Below are 24184 nucleotides of genomic sequence, written 5' to 3'. Positions count from 1 at the left end.
TAAGAGCAAGCTGTTTGTTATACTACTTATTTCGGTTGTTTTATTAATTCTTTAATATTCGACACGATTATTGATAAATCTTCTACAGTCATATTTGGATGAATTGGTAATGTTAAAGCTTTTTCATACCACTTTTCTGCAATTGGACATATTCCACGTTCATAACCCAGTTCCCGATAATATGGGTGCCAATATACAGGAATATAATGTACATGAACTCCTATATTTAAAGATCTCATTTGTTCAAACACAAACTTACGAGATATTTCCTCAAGCTGAAGCATATACAAATGCCAACCGGAATTAGTTCCCTCTAGTTGCTGTGGAACGATAATTCTTTCTATATCTTGAAATGCCTCCGTATAAAATGCTGCAATTTCACGACGTTGTTGGATAAACGTATCAATTTTTTTAATTTGAGATAAACCAAGTGCAGCTTGTAAATCAGTCATTCGACAATTATAGCCGAGGTCAGTCATTTCATAATACCAACTACCTTGATCAGCTGAATAGTCCGTTCGCTCAATACCATGACTACGGAAGAGTTGTAATTTACGATAATAGTCCTCATTATTCGTTACAATAATACCGCCTTCAGCTGTAGTAATTGGCTTAACAGGATGGAAGCTAAACATTGTCATATGTGCCTGGGTACCAACTTTTTCCCCTTTATATTCAGCACCAAGAGAGTGAGCACCGTCTTCAATCACAACTAGGTTATGTTCACGTGCGATGTCCATGATTGCATCCATGTCTGCTGGTTGGCCTGTAAAATCAACTGGGATGATTGCCTTCGTATTTGGTGTTATCTTTTTTCTTATCTCTTCAGGATCAATGTTGTATGTATTTGCATCAATATCTGCAAAAACAACCGTTCCTCCCGTATATCTAACACAGTTAGCACTAGCCGCAAATGTAATGGGTGAAGTAATTACCTCATCACCTTCACTTATACCTGATGCATAACATGCTGCGTGAAGTGCTGCTGTTCCGTTACAAAACGCAACTGCATATTGAGCGCCCACATAATCAGCAATTGCCTGCTCAAACTGTTGAATTTTTGGTCCTTGTGTTAAAAAAGGTGAGCGTAATGTTTCTATAACAATCTGTATGTCGTCCTCATCAATAGATTGACGACCATAGGAAAGAAATTCAGGCAATTTTTTCATATCTATTCCTCATTTCTCAAAGCAGAAATAATAGGAGGATCAATTCTAGGTATTTTGCCGTCTAAAAACTGGTCTACAATATCATTCTTATATTGATTGTAAACAAAGCGTAGATGCTGTGGCATCCAATCATTACCTATCCAAAGTTTCCCATTTCCTTTTTGCGGATAATAATCTACTTGGTCAAGAGATGTTGTAGTTAGAATTGTAGATAAATCCTTAGCAACTTGAACGACCGCTTTACAAGCAACATCATGAAGACCATCTCCATAATCTAAATTTGGAACTGATTGATGGACAATATCTCCCGCGTCTAAACGCGCCGATAATCGGTGGACTGTCATACCTGCCCAATTTGGACGTAACATAAAGAATGGCCAAAATAGTGTGGTGTTTCCTTTATACCAAGGTGAAAGTCCACCATGAATATTCCATGAATGCTTTGGTAGAACATTTAATAACTCGTCAGATAACTTATGTACCCCATAACTAATAGCTATATCAAATGATTGTGAAGCAATCCACTTAATTGTTTCCTCACTATTTAACTGTGCTAAAGACACATTTAAAGTTGGAATTTCAAGTTGTACTTTTTCATGTCCTGCAAAATGGCGCTGTTCTGCTTCATCTCTATCTGCAAAATGTCGAATAAAGTTCAAGCGATCCATTTCTTCTAGATTGGCTGGTGGCTGAGGAATAAACGCCTCTCGGATTTCCATAACATGTGCAGCTACTAAGCCTAATTCAGCTAGTCTATTTACTATATATATATGTCTCGGATGTGATCCTGTTAGTAATAATACTCTCACTAAAATAACTCCTTCTCGTCGTAAAATGGACCTTCAAGTAATTGATGCTCTTTTAATACATCAATTGAAATTTTATAATCTTCTAGTGAATAGTTTAATGTTTTAGCTACATCGGATAATTTATGTTTCCCATCAGAATAACTTAAAAGTGTTAGTACTTGATTTAATTGTTGTCGATTATCTATTTTTTTACTACTAGAGCTTCCCCATGACCCAGGGGCATTTATATCAGGATAAAGATCATATTTTCCTAGTTTTGGTTCACCAAATGGTTTTTTATTAATATAATAGCCATCTAATTCTTGTAGCTGTAAAATATATTCAATTTCATTGACACTATTTAATAAAGCTTCTATTGTCATATGCTCTTTTGTATCGAAAGAATTATGATAGCCTTGGTACGCTCCATATATCATTTTAGAGAACTGCCCTACTGGCAAATTAAAACCAGGCGAACAATATTGACGTTCATCTGAACCAAACAATGGTGTAAATGGACGTATTGGATAACTATATTGTCCACTTTCTTTTAAGTAGGTTAACAAATTATTAAGTGGCGCATTAGTATTACGAGATTTCTTGTAACTAAGTTGATGTTCTTTACCACCCAAACAAGTTAATACTGCTCCGGAATACATATTCTCCTTTAAATGTTGTCCGTATTTCGATAAATAGGCAATAGATCCTATTGTTTCAGGTAAAAAAACAAATCGATAAGTTAGCTCTCTATTTTCCCACTGTTTAAGGCGATTATATAAAAAGGCTGCAACAATTGGTCCACTTAGTTCGTTATTCGCCATGGAAGGATGACAAATATATGTACTAATTAAAACTTCTTTTCTTGATTTTCCAGGTAAAACAGCTTGAGCAAAGTTTAACTCACCATCAATTTTTTCACTATCAATATACACATGGTACTTGCCATCTGGAAGATCCTCTAACTGGTTTTGGCTCATGCAAAAACCCCAACGTTCCTTATAATAGGAAATAACATAGGGCACAGCTTCTGGTAGATGTGGAATCGTATGTACATGTTTCTTTAATTCCTTAAGAGAAAGCCACATATCTATAGGCTCACTATAATTAACAACATGTAAATTTAAATCCTTGATATCAATGATTGTCTCACCATGCTCATCCTTAATCCAAGCTTCTCGGATAACCCACTCTTTTGGAATTTCCCAATCAAATACTTTTGTTCCTGTTGGAATTCCTTCCATTTTAAGTGGAATATATTCTTGTAGGATGCGAATTGTTTCTCGAACACCTTCTCCTGTAATACTACGCATAATTGGAAAAAGTCGATCAAACAATTCGTCCATTTCATTTAATTCATTCACAGTAATAACTCCCAACTTAAAGGTGTTCCTTTTTTTACATCTTGTTTAACAGTTTTCCCAAGCACTAAATCATAGTATTTTGTCGGTAAGCCTAATCCTGGTCGAACATTTCGTAGATTCTCCTCAGTTAAAATGTCACCAGTTTTTAAGTCTTCCCCTATATATAATGAACGTCGGAATATTTCTGAACCTTTCTCAGCCTCAGTCGAGCCATATTGAATTTGTCCCACGCTTTGCCATGCACGTTCAGTTTCCTCAACTAACATTTTTAACTCGTGTGGCTCCATTGAAAATGCAGAATCTACTCCACCATGAGCTCTTGAAGTGGTGAAATGTTTCTCAATAACAGTTGCACCTAAAGCTACTGCGGCAACTGATACCCCGACTCCCATTGTGTGATCTGATAAACCAATTTCAGTTCTAAATAGTTCATGCATATGAGGTATTGTCGCTATATTAGAATTCTCCGGTGTTGCAGGGTATGTACTAGTACATTTTAATAATACTATTTGATGATTTCCTTCAGCTTTCGCAACACGAACTGCTTCATCCAACTCTGCTGCTGTTGCCATACCGGTCGAAATAATAATTGGTTTACCAGTACGCGCCACTTTTCTAATTAATGGTATATCCACGTTTTCAAAAGAGGCAATTTTATAAGCAGGTACATTCAGAGTTTCTAAAAAATCAACGGCTGTTTCATCGAAAGGTGAACTAAACGCTAATAGGCCAAGTTCTTTTGCACGATTAAAGATAGCTTCGTGCCATTCCCAAGGAGTATAAGCTTCTTTATATAAATTGTAGAGAGAATTACCCTTCCAAAGATTACTTTCATCCTGAATGAAAAATTCGTTAGTATGTACATCCAAGGTAATTGTATCAGGTGTATAGGTTTGTAGCTTTAACGCATCAACACCTGCTTCTGCAGCTAACTCTACTAAGTGTAAAGCACGTTCTAATGATTGGTTATGATTACCTGACATTTCTGCAATAATAAATGGTTTAGTATGACGTCCAATTTCTTTATGTCCTATTTTTATCATTTTATCAACTCCAAAATTTCATACAACCAAGCATTTGGTTGCTCATTTGCTGTAAGTTCTAGACCTTTTTCACTCATGCCTTTCATTTGTAGGTCCGTTAATAATTGACTATACGTGTTAGAAGTTACTTCCTCATGCCATCCTAAATTTATTGTTACACCTAATTGTCCAGCATAAGTAGTTGTCTCTCTTTGATTATCGGCAACAATTGTCGAACTTGAAGGAAGACCAACATAACAACGTTCCCAAAGCGTACTTCCACCTGCGCCTATCGCAAAGTCTGCTAGCTGCATTAACTTTGCCATATAGTTTATTTGGCAATGAAAATGATAATTTCGTTTCGAACAAATTTGTTTAATTTGTTCTTTCCTCGGATTACTATTGCCTACGACTACATCGACATGTACAAAATTAAGACTTTCTATCGCACTTAAAATTTTCATCGTTTCATTCGTTGAATCACTGCCCCCCATGAAAATAAGAAGCCTATTGATTTGGTTTCCTCGATGTCTTAATTTCTGCCGCTGTCGTAAAAATTCATCACGCATAATCAGATATTTCGGACCAAGTAACGTTACACAATGTGCTGGGACTTTCTTGTCATAGCGTGTTTCAAACTGTGGAATAACATTTTGGTCTAATATCAAATCACAATCATGTTTACGTGCTAAATCATCAATGACTACAATCTTTTTCGTGAAGGGACGAATTGATTTTTCCCACTTTACTTCTAATGCATAATGGTCAATTATATATAAATCTGCTTCGAGAGCTGTTTTACAACACTCAAAACCCTGTTGCTGTACATATTGGATTAAATTACCCTCCAAAGAATCCATCCAAAATAAAACATTAAACCCATGTCTTCGAAGACTTTTAGCGATCGTCAAACAACGCATTACATGTCCACTGCCGATTGTAATAGAAGCATCTGTACGAATAATAACGTTCATTTAAATCACTGGCTTTTGCTCAATACAAGCATTTATTTTAGCTACTTCTGGATGCTCTTTCAAAAAGTGAATTACATCAGCACTTGATACAAGTGGATTGTTAAAGTGCTTAGCAACCTCAACCATTAATGCATAATCCTCCTCCGTATCTAAAGTAATACGAAGCGCTGGTGCATTTCGATTTTCAGGTACCTTGTATGTAATCGAAGTAAACTTTTCAGAAAATTCATATGCATAATAGGTCACATGTTCACGGTGACGTGGCTCCTGACCTATCTCATTAATTCTTAACAAAGTCTCATAAGAAATAATTTCTACCGCAAGACCACGTGGCAATTGACCATCAATTAATACAATTTCTTTAGGCTCTTTTTCAAGTAATTCAACCATTTCTGATGCCATTTCATAATCAACAAATGGACAATCCGATGTAATGCGCATCACATAATCTGGTTTATACAATTTAGCGCATTGTACGTATCGATCTAATACATCATCTTCTGAACCACGGAAATAGGCTACTTGGTGATTCTCACACCAAGCTGCAATAGCATCATCTTGAGGTAAAGAAGAGGTTGCTACAATGACATTCTCAACTCCCTTTATTGCTCTACAGCGTTCAATATCATATGTTAAAACATCGACATCACCTAGTGGCTTCAAAACTTTCCCTGGTAAGCGAGTAGAACCCAAACGGGCTTGAATAATAATAATAATTTTCATTTATATATCTCTCCTATCTCCACAGTTGTTTTAATATAGGTGGAAGTTCCAACAGAGAATTTATTCGAATATCTGCTTCATATTCGTTATCTAATTCTAAATCCTTATGTTGTCCAGTCATAATTCTTATCGTTTTAAATCCCAGTGGTTTAATACCTATGAAATCTTTTGTTGGATTATCCCCTATATAAACAATTTGATTAGGTTCAATATTCTCTCTTTGAGCAATCAATTTGAAACAATGTGGTGAGGGTTTGCTATGCTTTCTTCCATAACGATATGTAATATAACACTTCTTCATATACTGCTCTATTTTTAATGCTGTAACTTTATTTTGTTGTACTATTTTATTACCATCCGTTACTAGATATAAAACATAGTCCTTAGATAAATTTTGTAACACTTTTTCACTTTCAATTGGTAGTTTTATATTTGGTTTGTGCAAACGATAAATCGAGATACATTTTTGAACTAGTGTCTTATTATATAGATGCAACTCTCTTAATAAATTATCGAAAACAGTACCTCTTCCTTTTTCGAGTACTTCTTTCCACATCCATTTATAAAGATTTTTTTCATTTAAATCGTATGTTGAAGCTAGATATTGAGCTACAGCTTGAAATCCACTTTTAACAAAATCAAATTCATCATATACAGTATCATCCATATCAAATACAACTACTTTTTTCATAAAATCAAATCCTTTTTATATCGAATTTGTTTCAACATTTTAGTTTCTACAGGCCAATTATCAATGTTTTGCCCATTACATTCAGCTATCCACCAATTAAATGTGTCTAGTCCTGCGTAAATACTAAGCGTTGAAGCACCACCTATGCGAGCGTTACACTCTATAATCCAAAGTTCTCCATTGTTATCTTCAAATGCTTGAAACATAACATGACCTTCTAAGTTTAAAACTAAAGCTGCTTTTTCTATTAACTTTGATAATTTAGGATGCTCTACAACTTGAGTAATCTGAGATTCTCCATCAATTACTAATACTCTCTCTCTCACAATAGTAGCTTTTACTTTTTTATTTTTTGTAATATAAATATCTATACTGAATTCTTTTCCTTTAATATAAGGTTGAATAATAGGCTCTTCAAAAAAATCGTAATTTTCAAGAACTTGATTTTTATTTAATTTTACTAATAAATTTTTAGACCCTGCTCCTTTACATTCCTTCAATACATATTGTTTATTTTCTTTTAAATCTGATTTTTGTATTACAGGTATAACATTTAAATCTTCTTTAATTAATGCTTGATAAAATTTATATTTATCATTTACAAATTCAATACTTTGTCTATCCGAAACCATTACAAAAATATTTTCTTTCTCTAAAATATTTTTCCATTCACTAAAAAAAAGGAGATCTGCTTCTCGTGTTGGAATAATATAATTTATTTTTTTATTTTTACAAGTTAATATGAATTGATTCATATTAACATTTTCTAATTTTTCTTCAATGAAAAAATCATCTAAAAAATTTTTACTTAGTATAGAATCTTGAATATCACAACCTATTATTTTAGCGGATGTTTTTTCTTTCAAACATTGAATTAACGGGACTTTTCCTCCTACACTTGTTAATAATATGTTATTAGTCACCCTAAATCACCTCAAATTTAAAACGATAGCCATGTAAAACAGGCTATCGTATTTGTATTATTTATTATAATTCGTCAATTGAACCCTTAGTTTTTTCTCCGTTATTTTAGGAGATTTTCTCGTTTTTGCACTTGCTAAGTTAATTAGGGGGTCACTATAATTTTCTCGAATATTAATTGCTTTTTTAAATAAAAAAACTGCTTCCTTCCAATTTCCTAACTGGCAATATGTACATCCAAGGTTATTTAAAATTTCAGCATTCTCTTTTTTTATTCTTCCCAATTCAAATGCTGCTTTTGCATCAGTGAATCTATTTAGCTTATAAAAAATGATTCCTTTTACAAAAAAATACTCCCAGTTTTCACTATTATTATCTAAAAATTCTAACGCTTTCTGCAGTTCATTGATTTTCAAGAATATTTTAGCTAACAGTAGATTTTGTTCTTCACTATTGTAAGACGTACTTTTTACAATACTAATAATTTTATGAACACCCAATGATTGAATTATTTCACATTCACTTTCTAATTGCTTAGAATGGTTGTTCGTTAAATTACTATCATGTCTTCGATAAGAATATAACTTTTTTGGTAGATATCCAAAATTAAAGTGTTGGGATAATTGAATAGTAAATAAATAATCTTCTGCATTCGAATAATTCTCAGGGTAGCGAATCCCACTCTCAATACATTTTCTTCTTAACATAATAGCTGCTGGTCCCGGAATTAATTGTCTATACAACATATTTGCAAGAAAGTTATCTTGAGTCGAAATAATTTCCTCACTTTTTAATACACCTTGATTTCTACCCTTTTCATCTATAATTTGCACATCTGTATATACAACATCTATATCCTTATATTGGTTAAAATAGTTAATTTGTTCTTCAATTTTAGTAGGCTGATATAAATCATCTGCATCAAGAAACGCAATAAATTCACCTTGAGCTTCTTCGATTCCTTTATTTCTGGCAGCTGATTCACCTTTATTTTCTTGGAGATAGTATTTAATTCTAGAATCAAATAAATACTTTTTTATATTTTGAGCGGAATTATCTGTAGACCCGTCATTTACAATTATTAATTCAAAATCTTGATATGTTTGATTTAAAACACTTTCTATACTATTATCTATATATTTTTCTGCGTTATATACTGGTGTAATAATAGAAACTTTCAATAGAAACGCCTCTGCTCTGTAAAAGTTAATAAAAATCTAAAATAGGTTTATAGTCAATTTTTTTTAAATTTTTTTCAATTTCTGCTCTGAAAGTAGAAGCAATTATTATATAAGGTTTAGAACTACATTCAGTTAACTTGTGTAATGGGTATACTTTTTCTGAGCAAAATACCTCTTCTTCTTTAATGAAAGAATCGATAAATCCTTTGAAATTAGGAAAAGAGCTGTTTTTGTAAATTCTTTCTGCAAAAGCTCCTTTACCATATATATAAATATCTCTTTCTAAGGAATAGTTCGCAATTTCAGAAAACATTTTAGTATAACAATCATTTTTTTCAAATACTTTTTCAAAGGCTTCAATAACTTTTAATCGTCTAGAACGGCTCAATGATTCTTTATGATCTCTATAAATATAAAGATTCTTAGGAATATGAATCATTGGATATTTTTCGCAAACTCTAATCCAATAATCATAATCCTCAGCTAAATACATATCTGGGTCATAATCACCAATTTCATTATAAATTTCTTTACTATATAAAAAACATGCTCCTATATAATTTCCCATATATATACGATTATTTACTGAATAATTGCGATATTCAGTTTCACCCGTATCCTCATAATAAATTTCCATATCAGTATAAACAAAACCTGGTTCCCCTAATTCTTCTAATCTATCAACCATTACTTTAATTGTTTCTAATCTATATAAATTATCATCTGAAGTCCAAGTTAAATAATCACCTTCAGCGTTTTTAAATCCTGTATTTAACGCCTCAGGCAAACCCTTGTTTTCCTGGAAAATATATTTCACTCTTCCATCCTTTATATCATGTAAAATTTCACAAGTATTATCAGTTGATCCATCATCAACAATAATAAGTTCAATATTTTTATATGTTTGTTGTAAGCAACTTTCAATTGATTTTTTTAGAAGCTTAGCTCTATTATAAGTAGGGATAATTATCGATACCTTTTTCATTTCTTTTCCCCTATAGTAACTAGCAGATATCCATTTCCACATATATCATCGCATGGATTTTCCAAGTTTAATTTTTCAAAAGCAATTCTTAAATAATGATTTTCAGGTAAAAACTCTATAGCATCGTACAGGCCAATTGAATATTCAGCTATCACAGATAAACCAGCATCTCTAAACTCTGGAATCATTGTATATTGGGGTAATTCTTTACCGTATTTCCAAGTTCCGTTTTTTTTCATAAGTTCCATTCCAACTCTGTAAGGTATGGAAGCAGCATTAGGGATTAATGAAACCATCTTTTTCCCATATTCGGACCAGTTTTTCAAGAGTTCAATCCTTTCTTCTTGCTCAAAGTGTTCTAATAACCCTGCTTGGAATATCAAATCAAATTCATTTTTTTCAAAAGGCATTGATTTAGTAGCATCTAGTTTCTTAATAATTATATCTTGTTCAAAATAATTATTTAAATACTCAACAAGTTTAATACTTTCTTCTGAATAATCAACAGCAGTAACCTTTCTTTGATTTATAGATAGCGCTAATGAGGTTTCTCCAGAACCACAACCTATTTCCATAATTTTCGCATTTGTTTCTGTTAACTTTAATAATTCTCTTGTCCAAGTTCTATATTTTTCATTTTCAATTGCATAAATAATATTCTTAACTTGAGATAAGTTATAAATTGCTCCCCACTCTTCACTATTTAAACTTTTCATGCTATCACCATTTCTTTAAAATTTATATTAATACTATATAATAATTTGTATATCCATTTAAGATTAACTGCTTTTCAATTTCATTAGCCCATAACGAACAAATAATAATTATAGAATCAGTTTCAATTTTATCTAGTGAATAAACTAACAATTCATCAATTTTTTTATTATATAAAGATTTATTATTATCTATATAACCGGCAACTTTCGATTCCAATATTTCACAAACTTTTTGTCCAAAATTACCCGCTCCAAATATATATATATTACTTTCATTCTCTAAATTTTTATTTAAATCTACTATATTAATTAAATTATCCGATTTTTTATTCATTATATATTCGTAAAATTTTATTAGTGGTACATAAATTTCTTTAATATAATGTAATCTAGAGTCTACAAATTTTTTTTCTAATGGGAAATAATAATGATATTTCTTTATTAAGTTTATTTCGTCAACATATAACTTCTCTATTTTTGAAATTTTATGAGTATTCACATCTGTCCAAGACCCTTTAACATTTACATTATACACACTCATTTGTTCAGAAAATCGATATATATTTCCTTTGTTTAACAAATATAAACCCAATGGATAGTCTGCTATATTAAACTCCATAAAAAACGACTCAAATTCAACATTCATTAATACATCATTTCTTATCATATAAGATGCCGTTTGAAATGGAACACCTGTTAATAACTCGTCTTTCACTACGCTCCCCTCTTTACTGCTTACTATTTTTTCATATCCAGCTTCCAAAAACTTATCTGTTAAAACATCTTTTATATACACATTATGTCCACAAAATACATAATCCCGATTTTTTTCCAAAAAATCTACTTGCTTTTGTAATTTTAAAGGATCAATCCAATAATCATCGCCTTCACAAAATGCTAAATATTTTCCGGTAGCTGCTTTAATAGATCGCATATAATTTTTTTGTATACCTACATTTGATTTAGAAGTAATTATTTTTATTTTATCAGGGTATAATTTTTTATACTTATTAATAATCATTCTAGTATAGTCTGTACTAGCATCTTCTCCTATAATTATCTCAAATTCAAAGTTCGTTTCTTGAGTTAAAAAGCCATCAATTGCTTTTGCAATATATAGCTCATGATTATAAGTAATACATATTATACTAACTAAATAATTCTTCACATTTACCACGCCTTCTAGTCTTTAATAGCATACAATACAGCTTCTTCGACACCACGTCTCCTTCATGTCTAGGAGAAGTTCTTGACAGTTGTACGCAGATTCTGTTGGTACAATTGTGTAGGCCAGTACTTCCTTTGAGCCGTCCTCACGAATACCCACAGCGATATAAACAGCTTCTTTGGATACCGTTTGACGACTAACAGGAATATAAGTCGTGTCTAAATAAACGTAGACATATCGTGTGTTTAAGGGACGTTTATGAAAGGCTTCTTCTTGTTCTGTGACCACCTTTGTCATGTTAGAAATCGTCTGTGGTGTGTAATGATGACCATACATTTTTTCAATTAAACCGGCGATTTCTGAAATCGTAATCCCTTTTTGGAAGAGATGGATGACCGTTGATTCTAACGTGTCATTTGAGCGTTTATACGGTGCGATGGTCTATTGCTTGAATTCACCGTTTCGATCGCGAGGAATCTGGATGTTTAAATCACCATATTCCGTGTGCAATGTACATTGAATACGAATCATTGCGGGTTGCCTGAGTTAAAGCTGATCGATTAATATTTTTCGTAATCTAAAAATACCGTCAGTTCTGTTGCCAGCAACGTATTGACCGTTGTTTCTAAATGCGTACAAAACTCCGGTAATATCTTGTTTTTTTACTAGTGCCTCGATTAATTCTGTTGTAAACCTGATTCATAGGGAAGACCTCTTTTCTAGGATTGGTTATGGTGACTTAATTCTACCAGAAAAGGTCTTCCTTTTTTTGTCTTCTTATTTCATTTACAAAAAATATTTTATACCCTCATAAAACCTGATATTGGAATATTGTTTTCTAATAAATATTTTGTTACTTGTACTCCAAATTCCACAGCTCCAAAAACATAAATTTGTTTATCCATATTATTTTCTTTAATAAGGTCTAACAACAAATCTTTTTTTAGCATTCTCGATACCCTGCTGTTTTATACTATTATCATTCTGTATATTCTTCTTTAAACAGTTTCAATTGTACATAGATTTTTTCACCTTTTTCATTATAAAAGTATGCATTTTTATATTCTCCATGTGACATAGCTCTCAAGTAATCGATAGCCTCTTGAAATTTCAACTTACTTTCTAAATCAATTTCACATAAATTAATAAAATCTTTTTCATAATTGATACCATCAAAAGCCTCATTATTAATTAGCATAACTTTAAATGTACGATCAAAAATGGCAGCCAAGTTTTTCTTCAACAATTTTATTTCAGCATCTAATATTTTATTATAAACTTCTAAAGATGTTTCATGCGCCTCTACTTTTATAAGAATTCGATCAATTACTGGACCATTATCAATTTTCGCATCCATTATATGCAATGTTGCACCTATTGGCTTTTTATTAATAATTCCAAATATATGTGGATACCATCCTCTATTATAGGGGTTATAGCCTGGATGAATATTAACACAAAGTACCTTTTGTAATAAATGTTCCGGGAATATTTGTCTGCAATGCAAAGAAATCACTAGACTGTATTTTCCAATAATTTCATTAGTGTTTTTTTTTATGTTCAAAGGCTTTAACATATATAATAATTTACTATTTGGACTACAGTAAAAATCAAATTCTATACTCTTAAAAGAATTTAAAATATCATTTAGGAATTTTTCATAAATATTTTGATTATCAGTTAAAACTAATACTTTCAATGTTATCCCTACTTTTGAAATTTATATAAAAATCTATAGTTTTTTCTATTTTTTTAAAGTCATTTTCTGCAAAATTAAATTTGAGTTTTTCATGAATTTTACTTGAATCTAACGCATATCTAAAATCATGCCCTGATCGGTCCTCAACAAAAGTAATCAATTCTTTAAAAGAATACATATTGTTTTCTTCTAATTTATCTGAGAGTTTCTCATCTAGAATTCCACAAATATCATTTACAATTTCTAAATTAGTCTTTTCATTATGTCCACCAATCAAATAAGTTTCTCCCGCATCACTTTCATGAAAGACTAAATCAATTGCTCGACAATGATCTTCTACATATAACCAATCTCTAATATTCAAACCATCTCCATAAATAGGGATATGTTCAAAAGCTAGTGCTTTTCTTATAATCGTTGGAATCAACTTTTCAGCATGCTGCCTTGGTCCAAAGTTATTTGAACAATTTGTCGTCACAACATTCATTCCATATGTATGATAAAAACTTCGAACTAACATGTCAGAAGCTGCTTTACTTGCTGAATAAGGACTATTAGGTGCATAAGGACTTTCTTCAGTAAAATATCCTTCACTTCCTAATGAACCAAAAACCTCATCGGTTGAAACATGATGAAACCGAGCATTAACAAATTCTCTTTTCACCTTATTAGATGCTTCCATCCAATGACCTCTGGCTACATCTAATAAAGTAAAAGTTCCATTAACATTTGTTTTTACAAACGTTTCGGGATTTTTGATAGAATTATCAACATGAGATTCAGCTGCAAAATGGAAAACCCCTTGAAAATCATATTTTTTAAATAAAAAACCTATTAGATCTCGATTACAAATATCCCCTTCAACAAACTCATAATTGGGGTGATTTTCAACTTCTTTTAAATTCTCTAAATTACCGGCATATGTTAAAAGATCTAAATTAATAATTTTATATTGTGGATATTTACTAAGTATATAACTAATAAAGTTAGAACCAATAAATCCTGCTCCACCTGTAACTAATAGATTCACTTAGTTTCTCCCCTCAATTACTGAATAAATAATATCTGCTATTTCTTTCACAATATACTCGTCCAAATCTACATATAATGGCAGACACAAAATTCTTTTCGAAACACTTTCTGAAATTGGACAGTCAAAATTTTCAGTAATATAAGATAGTTTATTTAAAGATGGATAAAAATATCGACGAGTTTGTATTTCTTTTGTTTGTAAATTTGAAATTACTCTTAATAAGACATCCTCACTGTCAAACATAACAGGATAGTATGCATAATTGTATCCAACATTCTCCTTAATATGAATAACTTGAATTTCCTTAGGTAGCATCATATTATATTGTTCACTTATTCTTTTTCGCTTTTCTAAATTCTGCTTAATGTATTTCATGTTACATAAGCCCATTGCGGCATGAAATTCCGTCGCTTTTGCATTTATCCCAGGTAAATAAAAATCTTCACCAAAATAACCAAAGCTATGCAAGAGTTCAACTTTTGTTACTAGTTCATCACTAATGCACGTAATACCTCCCCCCTCTACTGTATGAAAAACTTTAGTTGCATGGAAACTATAAGTTGAGATATCACCATAGTTAAATATAGACTGTCCTTTATAAGTAACACCAAAGGCATGTGCACCATCATAAACCACTTTCAAATTGTGCCTTTTAGCTATTATTTCTATTTTTTCAACGTCACAAGGAATACCAAATACGTGTGTAGCCAAAATTGCAACCGTATTCGATGTAATAGCACTTTCTATTTTATCAGGATTAATACATAATGTTGTCGGATCGATATCAACATATACAGGCTTACATTTTTCCCATAAAATAGAGGTAGTTGTTGCGACGAAAGAAAATGGAGTGGTAATAATATCACCCTGTATATCTAATGCCTTTATAGCTAGCTGAAGGGCTAATGTTCCATTAGTTACATATTTTAGATTAGGCACATTCAATTCACTTTCCAGCATTTTTTCTAGATTAGAAACATAGTATCCATTATTGGTTAACCATTTCTTTTCCCATATTAACTCTAACTTTTTTTCATAATCTTCTTTAGGGGGAAGAAAAGGTTGTGTAACTGGTATCATTTCATAAACCTCCTTTACTAATAATTTTATATTATTTATCCTTTAAATATTTCACATATACGTTATAGCTATTTTCCCCCTTACCAATGTTAATTTCTTCTTTTACAATCCAACCATTATTTAAAGCAATTTCTTCTAAACAAGCAATCATATAACCTTGCCTTTTTTGAACAGTCTCAACAAATTGCCCTGCTTCTAATAAACTTTCAAATGTTCCAGTATCTAACCATGAGAATCCTCTTCCAAGAAGTTGGACTTTTAATTTTTTTCGATTCAAATATTCATTATTTACATCCGTAATTTCTATTTCTCCACGCTTAGATGGCTTCACATTTTTAGCAATTGAAATTACATCGTTATCATAAAAATATAAACCAGTCACTGCAAAATTTGATTTGGGGACATTTGGCTTTTCTTCTATAGAAATAGCATTTAAATTCTCATCGAATTCAACAACACCAAAACGTTCGGGATCTTTTACTTGATAACCAAAAACAATCGCTCCCTCTTTTAATGTGGCAGCTTTTTTTAAAACAGGCGTAAACCCTTGTCCATAAAAAATATTATCTCCTAATATTAAACAAACTGAATCACTACCGATAAAATCTTCACCTACAATAAAAGCATCGGCAATTCCTTTAGGTTCACTCTGTTGAGCATATTCTATTGTTATTCCCCATTGAGCCCCGTTGCCCAGTAATTCCTTAAATAAAGATAAATCTTTTGAAGTGCTGATAACTAGTATTTCTTTTATCCCTGTCAACATTAGAACTGATAAAGGGTAATAAATCATCGGTTTGTCATATATCGGTAGAATTTGTTTAGAAATAGATCTTGTTAACGGATATAAACGTGTTCCACTACCACCTGCTAATATAATACCTTTCATTTTGAACTCCTTTAAAATTTTTTCACCATTTCTTTTAATTGATCTATTTGTAACCATTCTTCATTAGAATCACTTGTATAAGCAAACCCGTCCGATAATTCCTTACCACCCTCAGCGTATTTTTTTGACCACCATGAAAATTCTGGTTGAATAATATAATAATCTTTAAATTCTACTGTATGGCGAGCGTCGTCCTCCATAATCATTGCCTCATGTAATTTTTCACCTGGGCGTATGCCGATAATTTGAATTTCACATTCTGGCGCAATGGCTTTTGCTAAATCCACTACTTTCATGCTTGGAATTTTCGGAACAAAAATTTCTCCGCCATGCATACGTTCTAAATTATCTAGTACAAAATGGACACCTTGCTCAAGCGTAATCCAGAAACGAGTCATGCGCTCATCTGTTACTGGTAAAGTACCTGTTTCTTTCATTTTTTTAAAGAAAGGTACTACACTTCCGCGACTGCCCACCACATTACCATAGCGAACTACTGAAAAGCTTGTTTTTTTATCTCCAACATAGGCATTAGCTGCTACGAATAATTTATCAGAAGCTAGTTTTGTCGCTCCATATAAATTTACAGGACTACATGCTTTATCTGTAGAAAGAGCAATTACCTTTTCCACTCCACAATCTATAGCTGCTTCAATAATATTTTGTGCACCATGAATATTTGTTTTAACCGCTTCAAATGGATTATATTCACAAGCATCAACATGTTTCATTGCTGCTGCATGAATAACAATATCCACACCGTTAAAAGCTCTATAAAGACGATCTTTATCTCTAACATCACCGATAAAGAAACGTAGACGATTATCATCAAACTCTTGTTTCATTTCATACTGCTTTAGTTCATCACGACTAAAAACAATTATTTTTTTTACACCTAGTGTTAATGCTTTATGTATGAATTTTTTCCCAAAGGAACCTGTTCCACCTGTGACAAGAACTGTTTTATTTTTTAATACGTTCATAGTGCGTATATCTCCATTCTTATTTATTCATTTTATGTATTTTATTATATAACCATCTTCTATCTATATATATCGACAAAATTCCTCAATAATAAATAAAAACCTACATCTCAGTAGGCTTTTAATTTGAATCAACAATGCTATTTAGTTCTTTTTGGTTTATATATGGTACTTTAGGTATAAAAACACCTTTCTCTGATGTTGTATAAAGTTTTTTTGACATTCGTTTAGCCTTATTTTCTATCCACCTTGTATAGACTTGCAAATTTGGTGTCGTATAAACTAAAGAGCCATCATTAGCAAGAACTTCTCTTATATTTAAATCATCACTGACTGCCCTTCCAGATGTAGAACCTTTGGCATGTGTTTGATTGCCTACAAAACTCAGATCTTGTCCAAATAAAATAATCTCTTCAAAATTCAAATATTCTAGTAAGCTAATAGCAACTGTAGATACGGAGCCCCCTGTCTCAAACAGAGGCATTTGATGCTTTTCTGCAGCTACCTCGGCTAAAGGATACCCTTGTTGAAATATTATGAAAGAGTCTCCCTCATGTTTGATAACAGTTTTGGCATTAGCAGTGCTTAAAAAATACAATGTACCCAGATATCCTGATCCTTCAATTTGTTTAATAATGTCATCCTTTGCATCTGAAATAATAGCCGCTGTGGGTGTTATTCCATTTAGCAATAATATTTTCAAAGCAGAGCCCACTGCAAATATTTCGACTTTATCCTGTATTTCTTTTAACCAGCTTACTGTTTTATTAAGCGATGGACCTGATGCAACAATACATGCAATTTTCTTTATATATTTTGGGTAATTTTGAATTTCTGAAGCAATTCGCATGTTACTTTTAAAATTATTTTCCATTAAATCGGCAGATCTTTTATAGGTCACTTGATTAATTTTTATATCTTCTAAATAAGTAAATAGTGGATGGTCGTGTCCAATTGCTTTTATCCAACTACCGGAAATCAGCACCTGGGTCTTTTCATTTAAGATAATATCCTTCAAATCATGAATAATTTCTATTTTTAATAGTAAATCATCAGATTTGTCGTTGTTCAAAAATAACTCATATTCTATTTTTTCAAAGAAATATACAATGACTCTTTTACCTTTTGCTAATTTCGCTAACCTTTCAGCATGATAGCCAAGACCTAGACCAATTAAGAAATACTGTTCCATGGATTCTTCAAATTCACTATCTATCCATTTCCATGCATCTTCCCTAGGTCTATATTTACTATAAATCGCATAATTATTTAACGTTAATGTTGCTTCTCCATTTTTTGCGGTAGCAACTTCCCAGTTCATTAGTTTTCAAACCCTTCAATTGGCGCTAGTTGTTCAAAAAATGGTGCGATTTCATATTCAAACATATCAGCAACTAATACGTAATCTTGCAGTTCTAGTCCACTATTAATTTCATTTAAAAACTCATGAATTTGTTCGACTGGTAAGTGAACTGTTACTTTATTTTTAGCAAGTAGTTCACTAGCTTCTACTAGCCAGCCCATTCCTTCAGAAAATTGTAAAATCATTTGCATTGCTTCAGGTACTTCATCTTTACGTAAATGTTCGGCAATTTGAACACTTCCTTTAGTCACCTTTAAAATATACTCATTGTAGCTACTAATTACATCAATTACTTCATTCATTGTTTTCAACCTCACTATTTTCAAATACATTTTTAATACACTGCTCAGTATAATTTATAGCATCCTGTAGCTGTGTATATAAGGCCTTAGTTTGCCTATTAACTCGTTTATAAGTTTCAACTGTAGTTTCATTTTCTTCTGGTAAATAATTACTTAAAATATCTATTGTAATAGAATTAGTCATTGGTTCCATGGGAATTTTATCAAGAAGCTTATTAATATTTCTTTCCAAATTATCTAATTTTTTAAGAGCTTTTTTATCAATTTGATTAGATAGTTCAATTTTCTCTATTACAATTAACCCTTTATTTAAAAATACTTTTAACTCATTTAAATTGTTAAGCATATGTTTTAAATTATTATTGATGTCTAAATTCAGGTTAATATCATTTACTTTTATTACTTTAGTTTCTTCTATTTTACTTACAAATTGCTTTAAAAAATCTTCAAATGACATTTGTTCGAAACCTTTTATCTTAACACCACCTTCAGTACAATTATAAAATGGTACATCTGGTTTCTTCACTGCGATAAGAGCTTCAAAATCTAATTTCATTGATTGGAATACAGGATTTGTCCAAACGAGCTCTCCATAATAACCCTCAATTTGAAATGCCTCATGTTCTTTAATAAATGCTTCATCGATACCTCTAGCATTTTTGTTACTTGTAGCATGAGTTAAATTATCTGTATATGCCAAATCTTGACCTATTAAAGCAATCGGTCCAGTAGTAATAAAATGGGCAACATTAAAGGCTGAATGAGCTACACTTCCTCCATACTCTAAAACAGGAAACTTTAATCCTACTTCATTATCAAGATATTTTGCCAATTTCTTAAAACCGTTTGTTCCGATGACAAATCCTTTTTTCTCGAAAGATTTTCTAACCATATAATGACTTTGCATACTATAAATTATTTCAGCATTTTTTAGAAGTAAATTTTTGAAATGGTGATAATTAGGTTCACCGCCATCTATTGTGACAACATAATCCGGTTCTATACCATTACTTACTAATGAATTAGTTGTTGAGCCTGCTGAAATTAGTATCATATATTTTCTATATTTTTTTATTAAGGGAATCTGCTTTGTTAAAGAGGGACCACCCGAAGCTACCACAACAGGACAGTTATATGTTTTATATAACCCCTCAATAGTGCAGTCCACATTGAGATTTTGTAAATTTTCTATAAAATTACGTTGCCAGTCTTTAGCATACCGTAATATCGTATAATCATTTGTTCTATTTTTATATTGTATATCAACTATTTTTTTTAGTAGTTCTTTATACTGATTCGGAAACAACTTTTCATAATTTGAAGTACATATTATTTTAAAGGTTACACGTGTATTTGTAGCAATTTTATTTATATATAGTTCAAGTACTGAAATGGCTGTACTATCAAACATAAATAAATTAAGAGCTTGGTGTTTAGGTTTTAATGTTTGATTATCAAATAAGGGATCTATCACAATAATAGTCTCTTCAAATGATCTACGCTTTAATAAAGCATCTACAATATAACCACACCCATAACCAAAAATGATATGAGTGTGATGAGGTGTGTATTGATTATGAATTAACTGTTCCGCTTCTTTATTAGGATTATATTTACTATGTACAAAGTACTCATTTATTTTTAATGTTTCCTCACCATTTTTACTGGGTATGAACTCAATATTAATTTTCAAAACATATCACCTCGATACTTCATCTTCATTATTTAATAATATAAAAAACCTCTAGCCAAAGCTAGAGGTTTAGCGTTTAAAAATTAACCTAATAATTGAAGAACGCCTTGTGGTTGTTGGTTAGCTTGAGCTAACATTGATTGTGCAGCTTGCATTAAGATGTTGTTTTTAGTGAAGCCCATCATCTCTTTAGCCATATCTGTATCACGGATACGTGATTCAGCAGCTGTTAAGTTTTCAGATGTTGCACCTAAGTTATTAATTGTGTGCTCTAAACGGTTTTGAACTGCACCTAAAGATGCACGAGTTTCAGATACACGGTTTAATGCTTTATCAATAATTGAAATAGAGTTATCTGCAGCTGATTGAGTTGAAATATTAATACCATCTGTACCAGCCTCAGTAACATCGGCAGGATCAGCAGCAGCATTTACACCAAGTGCAGACGCTGACATGTTACCAATGCTTAAGTTGATAGATTGACCAGAGTTCGCACCAATGTGGAATACTTTACCTTCAGCAGCAGTTGCATTATTAATGTCAAAGTCTGCGCCTGATTGTACTTTACCACCGAAAGTACCATCTAATAATTTTTGTGTGTTGAACTCAGTATCAGTAGAAATACGAGTGATTTCTTTTGCTAGAGAGTTAATTTCTAATTGTAATGCAGCACGGTCAGAAGATACGTTTGTATCGTTCGCAGATTGAACTGCTAACTCACGCATACGTTGTAGGATTGCGTGTGTTTCGTTAAGAGCACCCTCAGCAGTTTGAATTAAAGATACTGAATCTTGTGCGTTTTTAGTAGCCATGTCAAGACCACGGATTTGTCCACGCATTTTTTCAGAGATTGCTAAACCAGCAGCGTCATCGCCAGCACGGTTTACTTTGTAACCTGAAGATAATTTCTCAAGGTTTTTAGAAGCTTGAGTGTTGTTGAAAGTAAGGTTACGGTGTGTGTTTAAAGCTGAAATGTTGTGTTGAATTCTCATTTGGAATTCCTCCTTGAATGTTTGTTTTGTATTCCACATCCTTGTGGAATTTCGGATTAGGTAGTATGTATACTTCCTGCCCCTTACATCCTATATATCGTAATTAGTTGGAGATATTTAATAGTTTTTTTAAAAGTTTTTTATTTTTTATGTAATAGATTCAAAATGAACATTAATCTCTTATTTTTTCTTCAGCTTCTCTAAGAAGTTTGTTGTTGAAGAAAGAGCTTCTTTATTTTGAGCTTGAATTGCTTCAAAAACTTCTGAGCGATGTACTTTCACCGTTTTCGGTGCAACAATTCCAAGTTTAATTTGCTCGCCTTCTACGGCTAGTATCTTTATTTCAATTTGATCTCCAATCATGATAGATTCATCCTTTTTACGTGATAGGACAAGCATTATTTCGCACTTCCTTCCAATGACTGCATTGGGTAACGTAATGGATAGGATTTACTATCTTGAAGGACAATTTGTTTACCGCATTTTTTATCCAAATTAATGATTAAAGGTGCAAGTAGATTAATAGTTGAATCTTGGAATGTTTCCTTCATTGTTACTATAGAATATGTTAACACATCCTCTTCCTTCTCTAAGTGTAGCTGCTCAAGATCATCTTCACTTATCTCAAAGCTATAATCCTTTTTGAAAGCGAAAGGGTATGCAACGACAAAACCAATTTCACGCCGCTCAACTGATTGTAATATTGCTAAGGGAAGGTCTGCATCGATCGGTAGCAAAACAAATTTTTTCTCCTCCTCTAATCCAAGTAAGCCATGTTCAAATGTAAGGATATCTTGTTCATCAATTTTGACTTCTCCTAAAAATTTAGTAGTAATTTCCAATTATATACTCTCCTTTAAATGATGACATCGATGTCAACATCTGGTCTTTGTACCATTGTACCAGTTACTTTTCCTGGTGTGTATTCGTGTATTGGTTTGTTCACTTTAGCGTCAATTATTGGCTCTCTACGTTGAATATTAACGTCAGTTGTGCCTGGTGTATAGTCTATTTTTACAGCTCCTATTGATGGGACAAATTTAATGTTGAAGGGTGTACGTTGTGGACCATGATTTTGCTTTGCAATGTTTTGGATGGTTGTATGCCCTTGTCCTTTGCCCGCTGACATCATCATTTGTCGCCCCTCCCTTGCCCGTCTTGCAGCACCTTTTAAAGCAGCTTGTTGTCCTTCAGCTGCAGCATTTTTTGTAGCTTCCAAAGGCCCTATCATACCAACATCCCGTCTAGCCTGTGAAGAATCTATTTTTAAAACACCTCTTGTTGTATGAATTTCTAAAATTGCAGCGGGTTGTTCAATATGCTGTTTAGCACTAGGTTGTTTAATATACTGTTGTGGCTTTGATATATTAAGATCTAATTTCGCATCCGTTGTCCGAATTTGAATTTGCGGGAGTCTCATATAATCTCTCCTTTCAAGAAAAGCGTCTGGAACTAAGTATCCAAACGCTGATGAAAATTTATATTCTTTTGTTACTATCTAATAAAATCCACTAGTGTTTGTTGAATGATTTTAGAACCTACGGAAAGTGCAGCCTGATGAATAGACTCATGTGTCACCATTTCAGTGATAGCTTTTGCATAATCGACAGATTCATTATCTCTTAATTGTTTTGTAACGTTAACCTCACGGATCCCTAGACGATTTTCCATCATCTCTACACGATTTTGACGGGCACCGATATCCGCTTGTGCCTCTAAGACTTTATTATGCATTGCCGTAATATCATCATTAGTACTCGATGATGATAAGCCGCCAAGCATATCTCCTATTTCTTCACCTGTTTTTGTTGGGTCGCCTAGTATATCAGAGATTTTCCCCATCATATCATCTATATTTTTAAATAAATCCTTGCCCGGTGTATTGACTGGGATTTGAATACCATCATAAATTTCAATATTCACTGTATTACTGTTTATATTAGGATCAATTACTTTACCGCTTCCTCCTGGTATAAACAATGGCTGATTTGTATTGGTTCCACTAAATATGTAACTGCCACCAATATTCGTATTTCCTACATCCTGTATCTGTTGGCGAATTTGATCAATTTCCATCTTCATTTTTTCACGTTCTTCAGGTGTGTTAGTATCGTTGGAAGCTTGAATGACAAGTTCTCGAACTCGCTTCATTTGCTCGCCTACCTGATTAAGAGATTCATCCGTCGAATCTAACCAGCTACTTGCTGTAATCATATTACGAGTATATTGTTCAACTTTAGCTAAATCTCGGCGATAACCCATTCCTTTAACTGCAATTACTGGGTCGTCAGATGGCCGAGTAATTTTTGAACCGGAGTTGATTTGGTCTTGGAGCTTTGACATTTTACCATAGCTGTTATTTAAATTGCGTAGCATGTTATTTGAAAGCATAGATTGTGTTACACGCATTCTGAAAAAAACCTCCTTCTTGTAAGTTTAAGAGAGTTATCT

The 24184-nt window shown here is 32.3% G+C and carries 26 protein-coding genes and 1 pseudogene; all 27 read right to left on the bottom strand.

Translation table 11 applies throughout. The annotated features are described in order from the left end of the window. Positions 1 to 26 precede the first annotated feature (26 nt). A complete protein-coding gene (pseC, locus tag OU989_RS03050) occupies positions 27 to 1169 on the bottom strand; it encodes a UDP-4-amino-4,6-dideoxy-N-acetyl-beta-L-altrosamine transaminase (protein WP_274795648.1) in 1143 nt (380 codons plus the stop codon). Positions 1170 to 1171: 2 nt separating this feature from the next. Further along, positions 1172 to 1978 (bottom strand): formyltransferase family protein, encoded by an 807-nt coding sequence (locus tag OU989_RS03045; protein WP_274795647.1) that lies wholly within the window; start codon positions 1976 to 1978, stop codon positions 1172 to 1174. After that, on the bottom strand, positions 1978 to 3318 hold the full coding sequence (locus OU989_RS03040) for a DUF4910 domain-containing protein (RefSeq protein ID WP_274795646.1): 1341 nt from the start codon (positions 3316 to 3318) through the stop codon (positions 1978 to 1980). Before OU989_RS03040 ends, OU989_RS03045 begins: the two co-directional genes overlap by 1 nt. Next, complete coding sequence (pseI, locus tag OU989_RS03035; protein WP_274795645.1) at positions 3315 to 4361, bottom strand: pseudaminic acid synthase; 1047 nt, start codon at positions 4359 to 4361, stop codon at positions 3315 to 3317. Before pseI ends, OU989_RS03040 begins: the two co-directional genes overlap by 4 nt. Next, positions 4358 to 5314 (bottom strand): UDP-2,4-diacetamido-2,4,6-trideoxy-beta-L-altropyranose hydrolase, encoded by a 957-nt coding sequence (gene pseG, locus OU989_RS03030; RefSeq protein WP_274795644.1) that lies wholly within the window; start codon positions 5312 to 5314, stop codon positions 4358 to 4360. Before pseG ends, pseI begins: the two co-directional genes overlap by 4 nt. Next, positions 5315 to 6037, bottom strand: a complete 723-nt coding sequence (locus OU989_RS03025; protein ID WP_274795643.1) for a glycosyltransferase family protein — start codon at positions 6035 to 6037, stop codon at positions 5315 to 5317. It abuts the gene before it with no gap. A 13-nt stretch (positions 6038 to 6050) separates the two neighbouring features. Next, positions 6051 to 6728, bottom strand: a complete 678-nt coding sequence (locus OU989_RS03020; protein WP_274795642.1) for an HAD family hydrolase — start codon at positions 6726 to 6728, stop codon at positions 6051 to 6053. Beyond that, complete coding sequence (locus OU989_RS03015) at positions 6725 to 7651, bottom strand: ATP-grasp domain-containing protein (RefSeq protein WP_274795641.1); 927 nt, start codon at positions 7649 to 7651, stop codon at positions 6725 to 6727. The genes OU989_RS03020 and OU989_RS03015 overlap by 4 nt, the downstream gene beginning before the upstream one ends. Positions 7652 to 7708: 57 nt before the next feature. Next, the gene (locus OU989_RS03010) at positions 7709 to 8830 is read right to left on the bottom strand and encodes a glycosyltransferase (RefSeq protein ID WP_274795640.1); all 1122 of its coding nucleotides are present in this window, start codon (positions 8828 to 8830) and stop codon (positions 7709 to 7711) included. 25 nt (positions 8831 to 8855) lie between these two features. Next, on the bottom strand, positions 8856 to 9815 hold the full coding sequence (locus tag OU989_RS03005; protein ID WP_274795639.1) for a glycosyltransferase family 2 protein: 960 nt from the start codon (positions 9813 to 9815) through the stop codon (positions 8856 to 8858). After that, on the bottom strand, positions 9812 to 10531 hold the full coding sequence (locus OU989_RS03000) for a class I SAM-dependent methyltransferase (protein ID WP_274795638.1): 720 nt from the start codon (positions 10529 to 10531) through the stop codon (positions 9812 to 9814). The genes OU989_RS03005 and OU989_RS03000 overlap by 4 nt, the downstream gene beginning before the upstream one ends. A gap of 22 nt (positions 10532 to 10553) precedes the next feature. Beyond that, a complete protein-coding gene (locus tag OU989_RS02995) occupies positions 10554 to 11699 on the bottom strand; it encodes a glycosyltransferase family 2 protein (protein WP_274795637.1) in 1146 nt (381 codons plus the stop codon). Between the two features lie 29 nt (positions 11700 to 11728). Further along, positions 11729 to 12398 (bottom strand): annotated as a pseudogene (locus OU989_RS02990) (IS256 family transposase); the annotation flags it as partial. Positions 12399 to 12499: 101 nt separating this feature from the next. Further along, positions 12500 to 12649: a hypothetical protein gene (locus OU989_RS02985; RefSeq protein ID WP_274795636.1), complete on the bottom strand. Its 150-nt coding sequence runs from the start codon at positions 12647 to 12649 to the stop codon at positions 12500 to 12502. Between the two features lie 29 nt (positions 12650 to 12678). Further along, positions 12679 to 13398 (bottom strand): dTDP-4-amino-4,6-dideoxyglucose formyltransferase, encoded by a 720-nt coding sequence (locus OU989_RS02980; RefSeq protein ID WP_274795635.1) that lies wholly within the window; start codon positions 13396 to 13398, stop codon positions 12679 to 12681. Then, positions 13376 to 14428 (bottom strand): dTDP-glucose 4,6-dehydratase, encoded by a 1053-nt coding sequence (rfbB, locus tag OU989_RS02975; RefSeq protein ID WP_274795634.1) that lies wholly within the window; start codon positions 14426 to 14428, stop codon positions 13376 to 13378. The genes OU989_RS02980 and rfbB overlap by 23 nt, the downstream gene beginning before the upstream one ends. Next, positions 14429 to 15511 carry a DegT/DnrJ/EryC1/StrS family aminotransferase gene (locus OU989_RS02970; RefSeq protein ID WP_274795633.1) on the bottom strand — a complete coding sequence of 361 codons (1083 nt, stop codon included), beginning with the start codon at positions 15509 to 15511 and terminating at the stop codon, positions 14429 to 14431. Positions 15512 to 15542: 31 nt separating this feature from the next. Beyond that, complete coding sequence (rfbA, locus tag OU989_RS02965; RefSeq protein WP_274795632.1) at positions 15543 to 16400, bottom strand: glucose-1-phosphate thymidylyltransferase RfbA; 858 nt, start codon at positions 16398 to 16400, stop codon at positions 15543 to 15545. Positions 16401 to 16411: 11 nt separating this feature from the next. Next, positions 16412 to 17383, bottom strand: coding sequence for a UDP-N-acetylglucosamine 4,6-dehydratase (inverting) (pseB, locus tag OU989_RS02960; RefSeq protein WP_274795631.1), 972 nt, complete (start codon positions 17381 to 17383; stop codon positions 16412 to 16414). 121 nt (positions 17384 to 17504) lie between these two features. After that, a complete protein-coding gene (locus OU989_RS02955; protein ID WP_274795630.1) occupies positions 17505 to 18704 on the bottom strand; it encodes a motility associated factor glycosyltransferase family protein in 1200 nt (399 codons plus the stop codon). After that, positions 18704 to 19048, bottom strand: coding sequence for a DUF8042 domain-containing protein (locus OU989_RS02950; protein WP_274795629.1), 345 nt, complete (start codon positions 19046 to 19048; stop codon positions 18704 to 18706). Before OU989_RS02950 ends, OU989_RS02955 begins: the two co-directional genes overlap by 1 nt. Next, complete coding sequence (locus OU989_RS02945; RefSeq protein ID WP_274795628.1) at positions 19041 to 20741, bottom strand: motility associated factor glycosyltransferase family protein; 1701 nt, start codon at positions 20739 to 20741, stop codon at positions 19041 to 19043. The genes OU989_RS02950 and OU989_RS02945 overlap by 8 nt, the downstream gene beginning before the upstream one ends. An 83-nt stretch (positions 20742 to 20824) precedes the next feature. Beyond that, positions 20825 to 21733 carry a flagellin Hag gene (gene hag / locus OU989_RS02940; RefSeq protein ID WP_274795627.1) on the bottom strand — a complete coding sequence of 303 codons (909 nt, stop codon included), beginning with the start codon at positions 21731 to 21733 and terminating at the stop codon, positions 20825 to 20827. A gap of 180 nt (positions 21734 to 21913) precedes the next feature. After that, on the bottom strand, positions 21914 to 22132 hold the full coding sequence (gene csrA, locus OU989_RS02935; RefSeq protein ID WP_274795626.1) for a carbon storage regulator CsrA: 219 nt from the start codon (positions 22130 to 22132) through the stop codon (positions 21914 to 21916). After that, on the bottom strand, positions 22132 to 22575 hold the full coding sequence (gene fliW, locus OU989_RS02930) for a flagellar assembly protein FliW (RefSeq protein ID WP_274795624.1): 444 nt from the start codon (positions 22573 to 22575) through the stop codon (positions 22132 to 22134). The genes csrA and fliW overlap by 1 nt, the downstream gene beginning before the upstream one ends. A gap of 14 nt (positions 22576 to 22589) precedes the next feature. After that, the gene (locus OU989_RS02925; protein ID WP_274795623.1) at positions 22590 to 23153 is read right to left on the bottom strand and encodes a DUF6470 family protein; all 564 of its coding nucleotides are present in this window, start codon (positions 23151 to 23153) and stop codon (positions 22590 to 22592) included. Positions 23154 to 23227: 74 nt separating this feature from the next. Further along, positions 23228 to 24142: a flagellar hook-associated protein FlgL gene (gene flgL, locus OU989_RS02920; protein ID WP_274795622.1), complete on the bottom strand. Its 915-nt coding sequence runs from the start codon at positions 24140 to 24142 to the stop codon at positions 23228 to 23230. Positions 24143 to 24184 lie beyond the last annotated feature (42 nt).

Origin of the sequence: Lysinibacillus irui (assembly GCF_028877475.1) — a bacterium.
Lineage (GTDB): Bacteria > Bacillota > Bacilli > Bacillales_A > Planococcaceae > Lysinibacillus > Lysinibacillus irui.
Note: the sequence above shows the minus strand (reverse complement) of the source record. Positions and strands in the feature narration are given on the sequence as shown.

Bases quoted from the DNA above. Each gene is read 5' to 3' on its own strand.
- OU989_RS02970 (WP_274795633.1), bottom strand. From the start codon at position 15,511: ATGATACCAGTTACACAACCTTTTCTTCCCCCTAAAGAAGATTATGAA.
- OU989_RS02985 (WP_274795636.1), bottom strand. From the start codon at position 12,649: ATGCTAAAAAAAGATTTGTTGTTAGACCTTATTAAAGAAAATAATATG.
- flgL (WP_274795622.1), bottom strand. From the start codon at position 24,142: ATGCGTGTAACACAATCTATGCTTTCAAATAACATGCTACGCAATTTA.
- OU989_RS03020 (WP_274795642.1), bottom strand. From the start codon at position 6,728: ATGAAAAAAGTAGTTGTATTTGATATGGATGATACTGTATATGATGAA.
- OU989_RS03005 (WP_274795639.1), bottom strand. From the start codon at position 9,815: ATGAAAAAGGTATCGATAATTATCCCTACTTATAATAGAGCTAAGCTT.
- hag (WP_274795627.1), bottom strand. From the start codon at position 21,733: ATGAGAATTCAACACAACATTTCAGCTTTAAACACACACCGTAACCTT.
- pseB (WP_274795631.1), bottom strand. From the start codon at position 17,383: ATGAACGTATTAAAAAATAAAACAGTTCTTGTCACAGGTGGAACAGGT.
- OU989_RS03025 (WP_274795643.1), bottom strand. From the start codon at position 6,037: ATGAAAATTATTATTATTATTCAAGCCCGTTTGGGTTCTACTCGCTTA.
- rfbA (WP_274795632.1), bottom strand. From the start codon at position 16,400: ATGAAAGGTATTATATTAGCAGGTGGTAGTGGAACACGTTTATATCCG.
- pseI (WP_274795645.1), bottom strand. From the start codon at position 4,361: ATGATAAAAATAGGACATAAAGAAATTGGACGTCATACTAAACCATTT.
- OU989_RS02950 (WP_274795629.1), bottom strand. From the start codon at position 19,048: ATGAATGAAGTAATTGATGTAATTAGTAGCTACAATGAGTATATTTTA.
- csrA (WP_274795626.1), bottom strand. From the start codon at position 22,132: ATGCTTGTCCTATCACGTAAAAAGGATGAATCTATCATGATTGGAGAT.
- OU989_RS03000 (WP_274795638.1), bottom strand. From the start codon at position 10,531: ATGAAAAGTTTAAATAGTGAAGAGTGGGGAGCAATTTATAACTTATCT.
- OU989_RS02925 (WP_274795623.1), bottom strand. From the start codon at position 23,153: ATGAGACTCCCGCAAATTCAAATTCGGACAACGGATGCGAAATTAGAT.
- pseC (WP_274795648.1), bottom strand. From the start codon at position 1,169: ATGAAAAAATTGCCTGAATTTCTTTCCTATGGTCGTCAATCTATTGAT.
- OU989_RS02955 (WP_274795630.1), bottom strand. From the start codon at position 18,704: ATGAACTGGGAAGTTGCTACCGCAAAAAATGGAGAAGCAACATTAACG.
- pseG (WP_274795644.1), bottom strand. From the start codon at position 5,314: ATGAACGTTATTATTCGTACAGATGCTTCTATTACAATCGGCAGTGGA.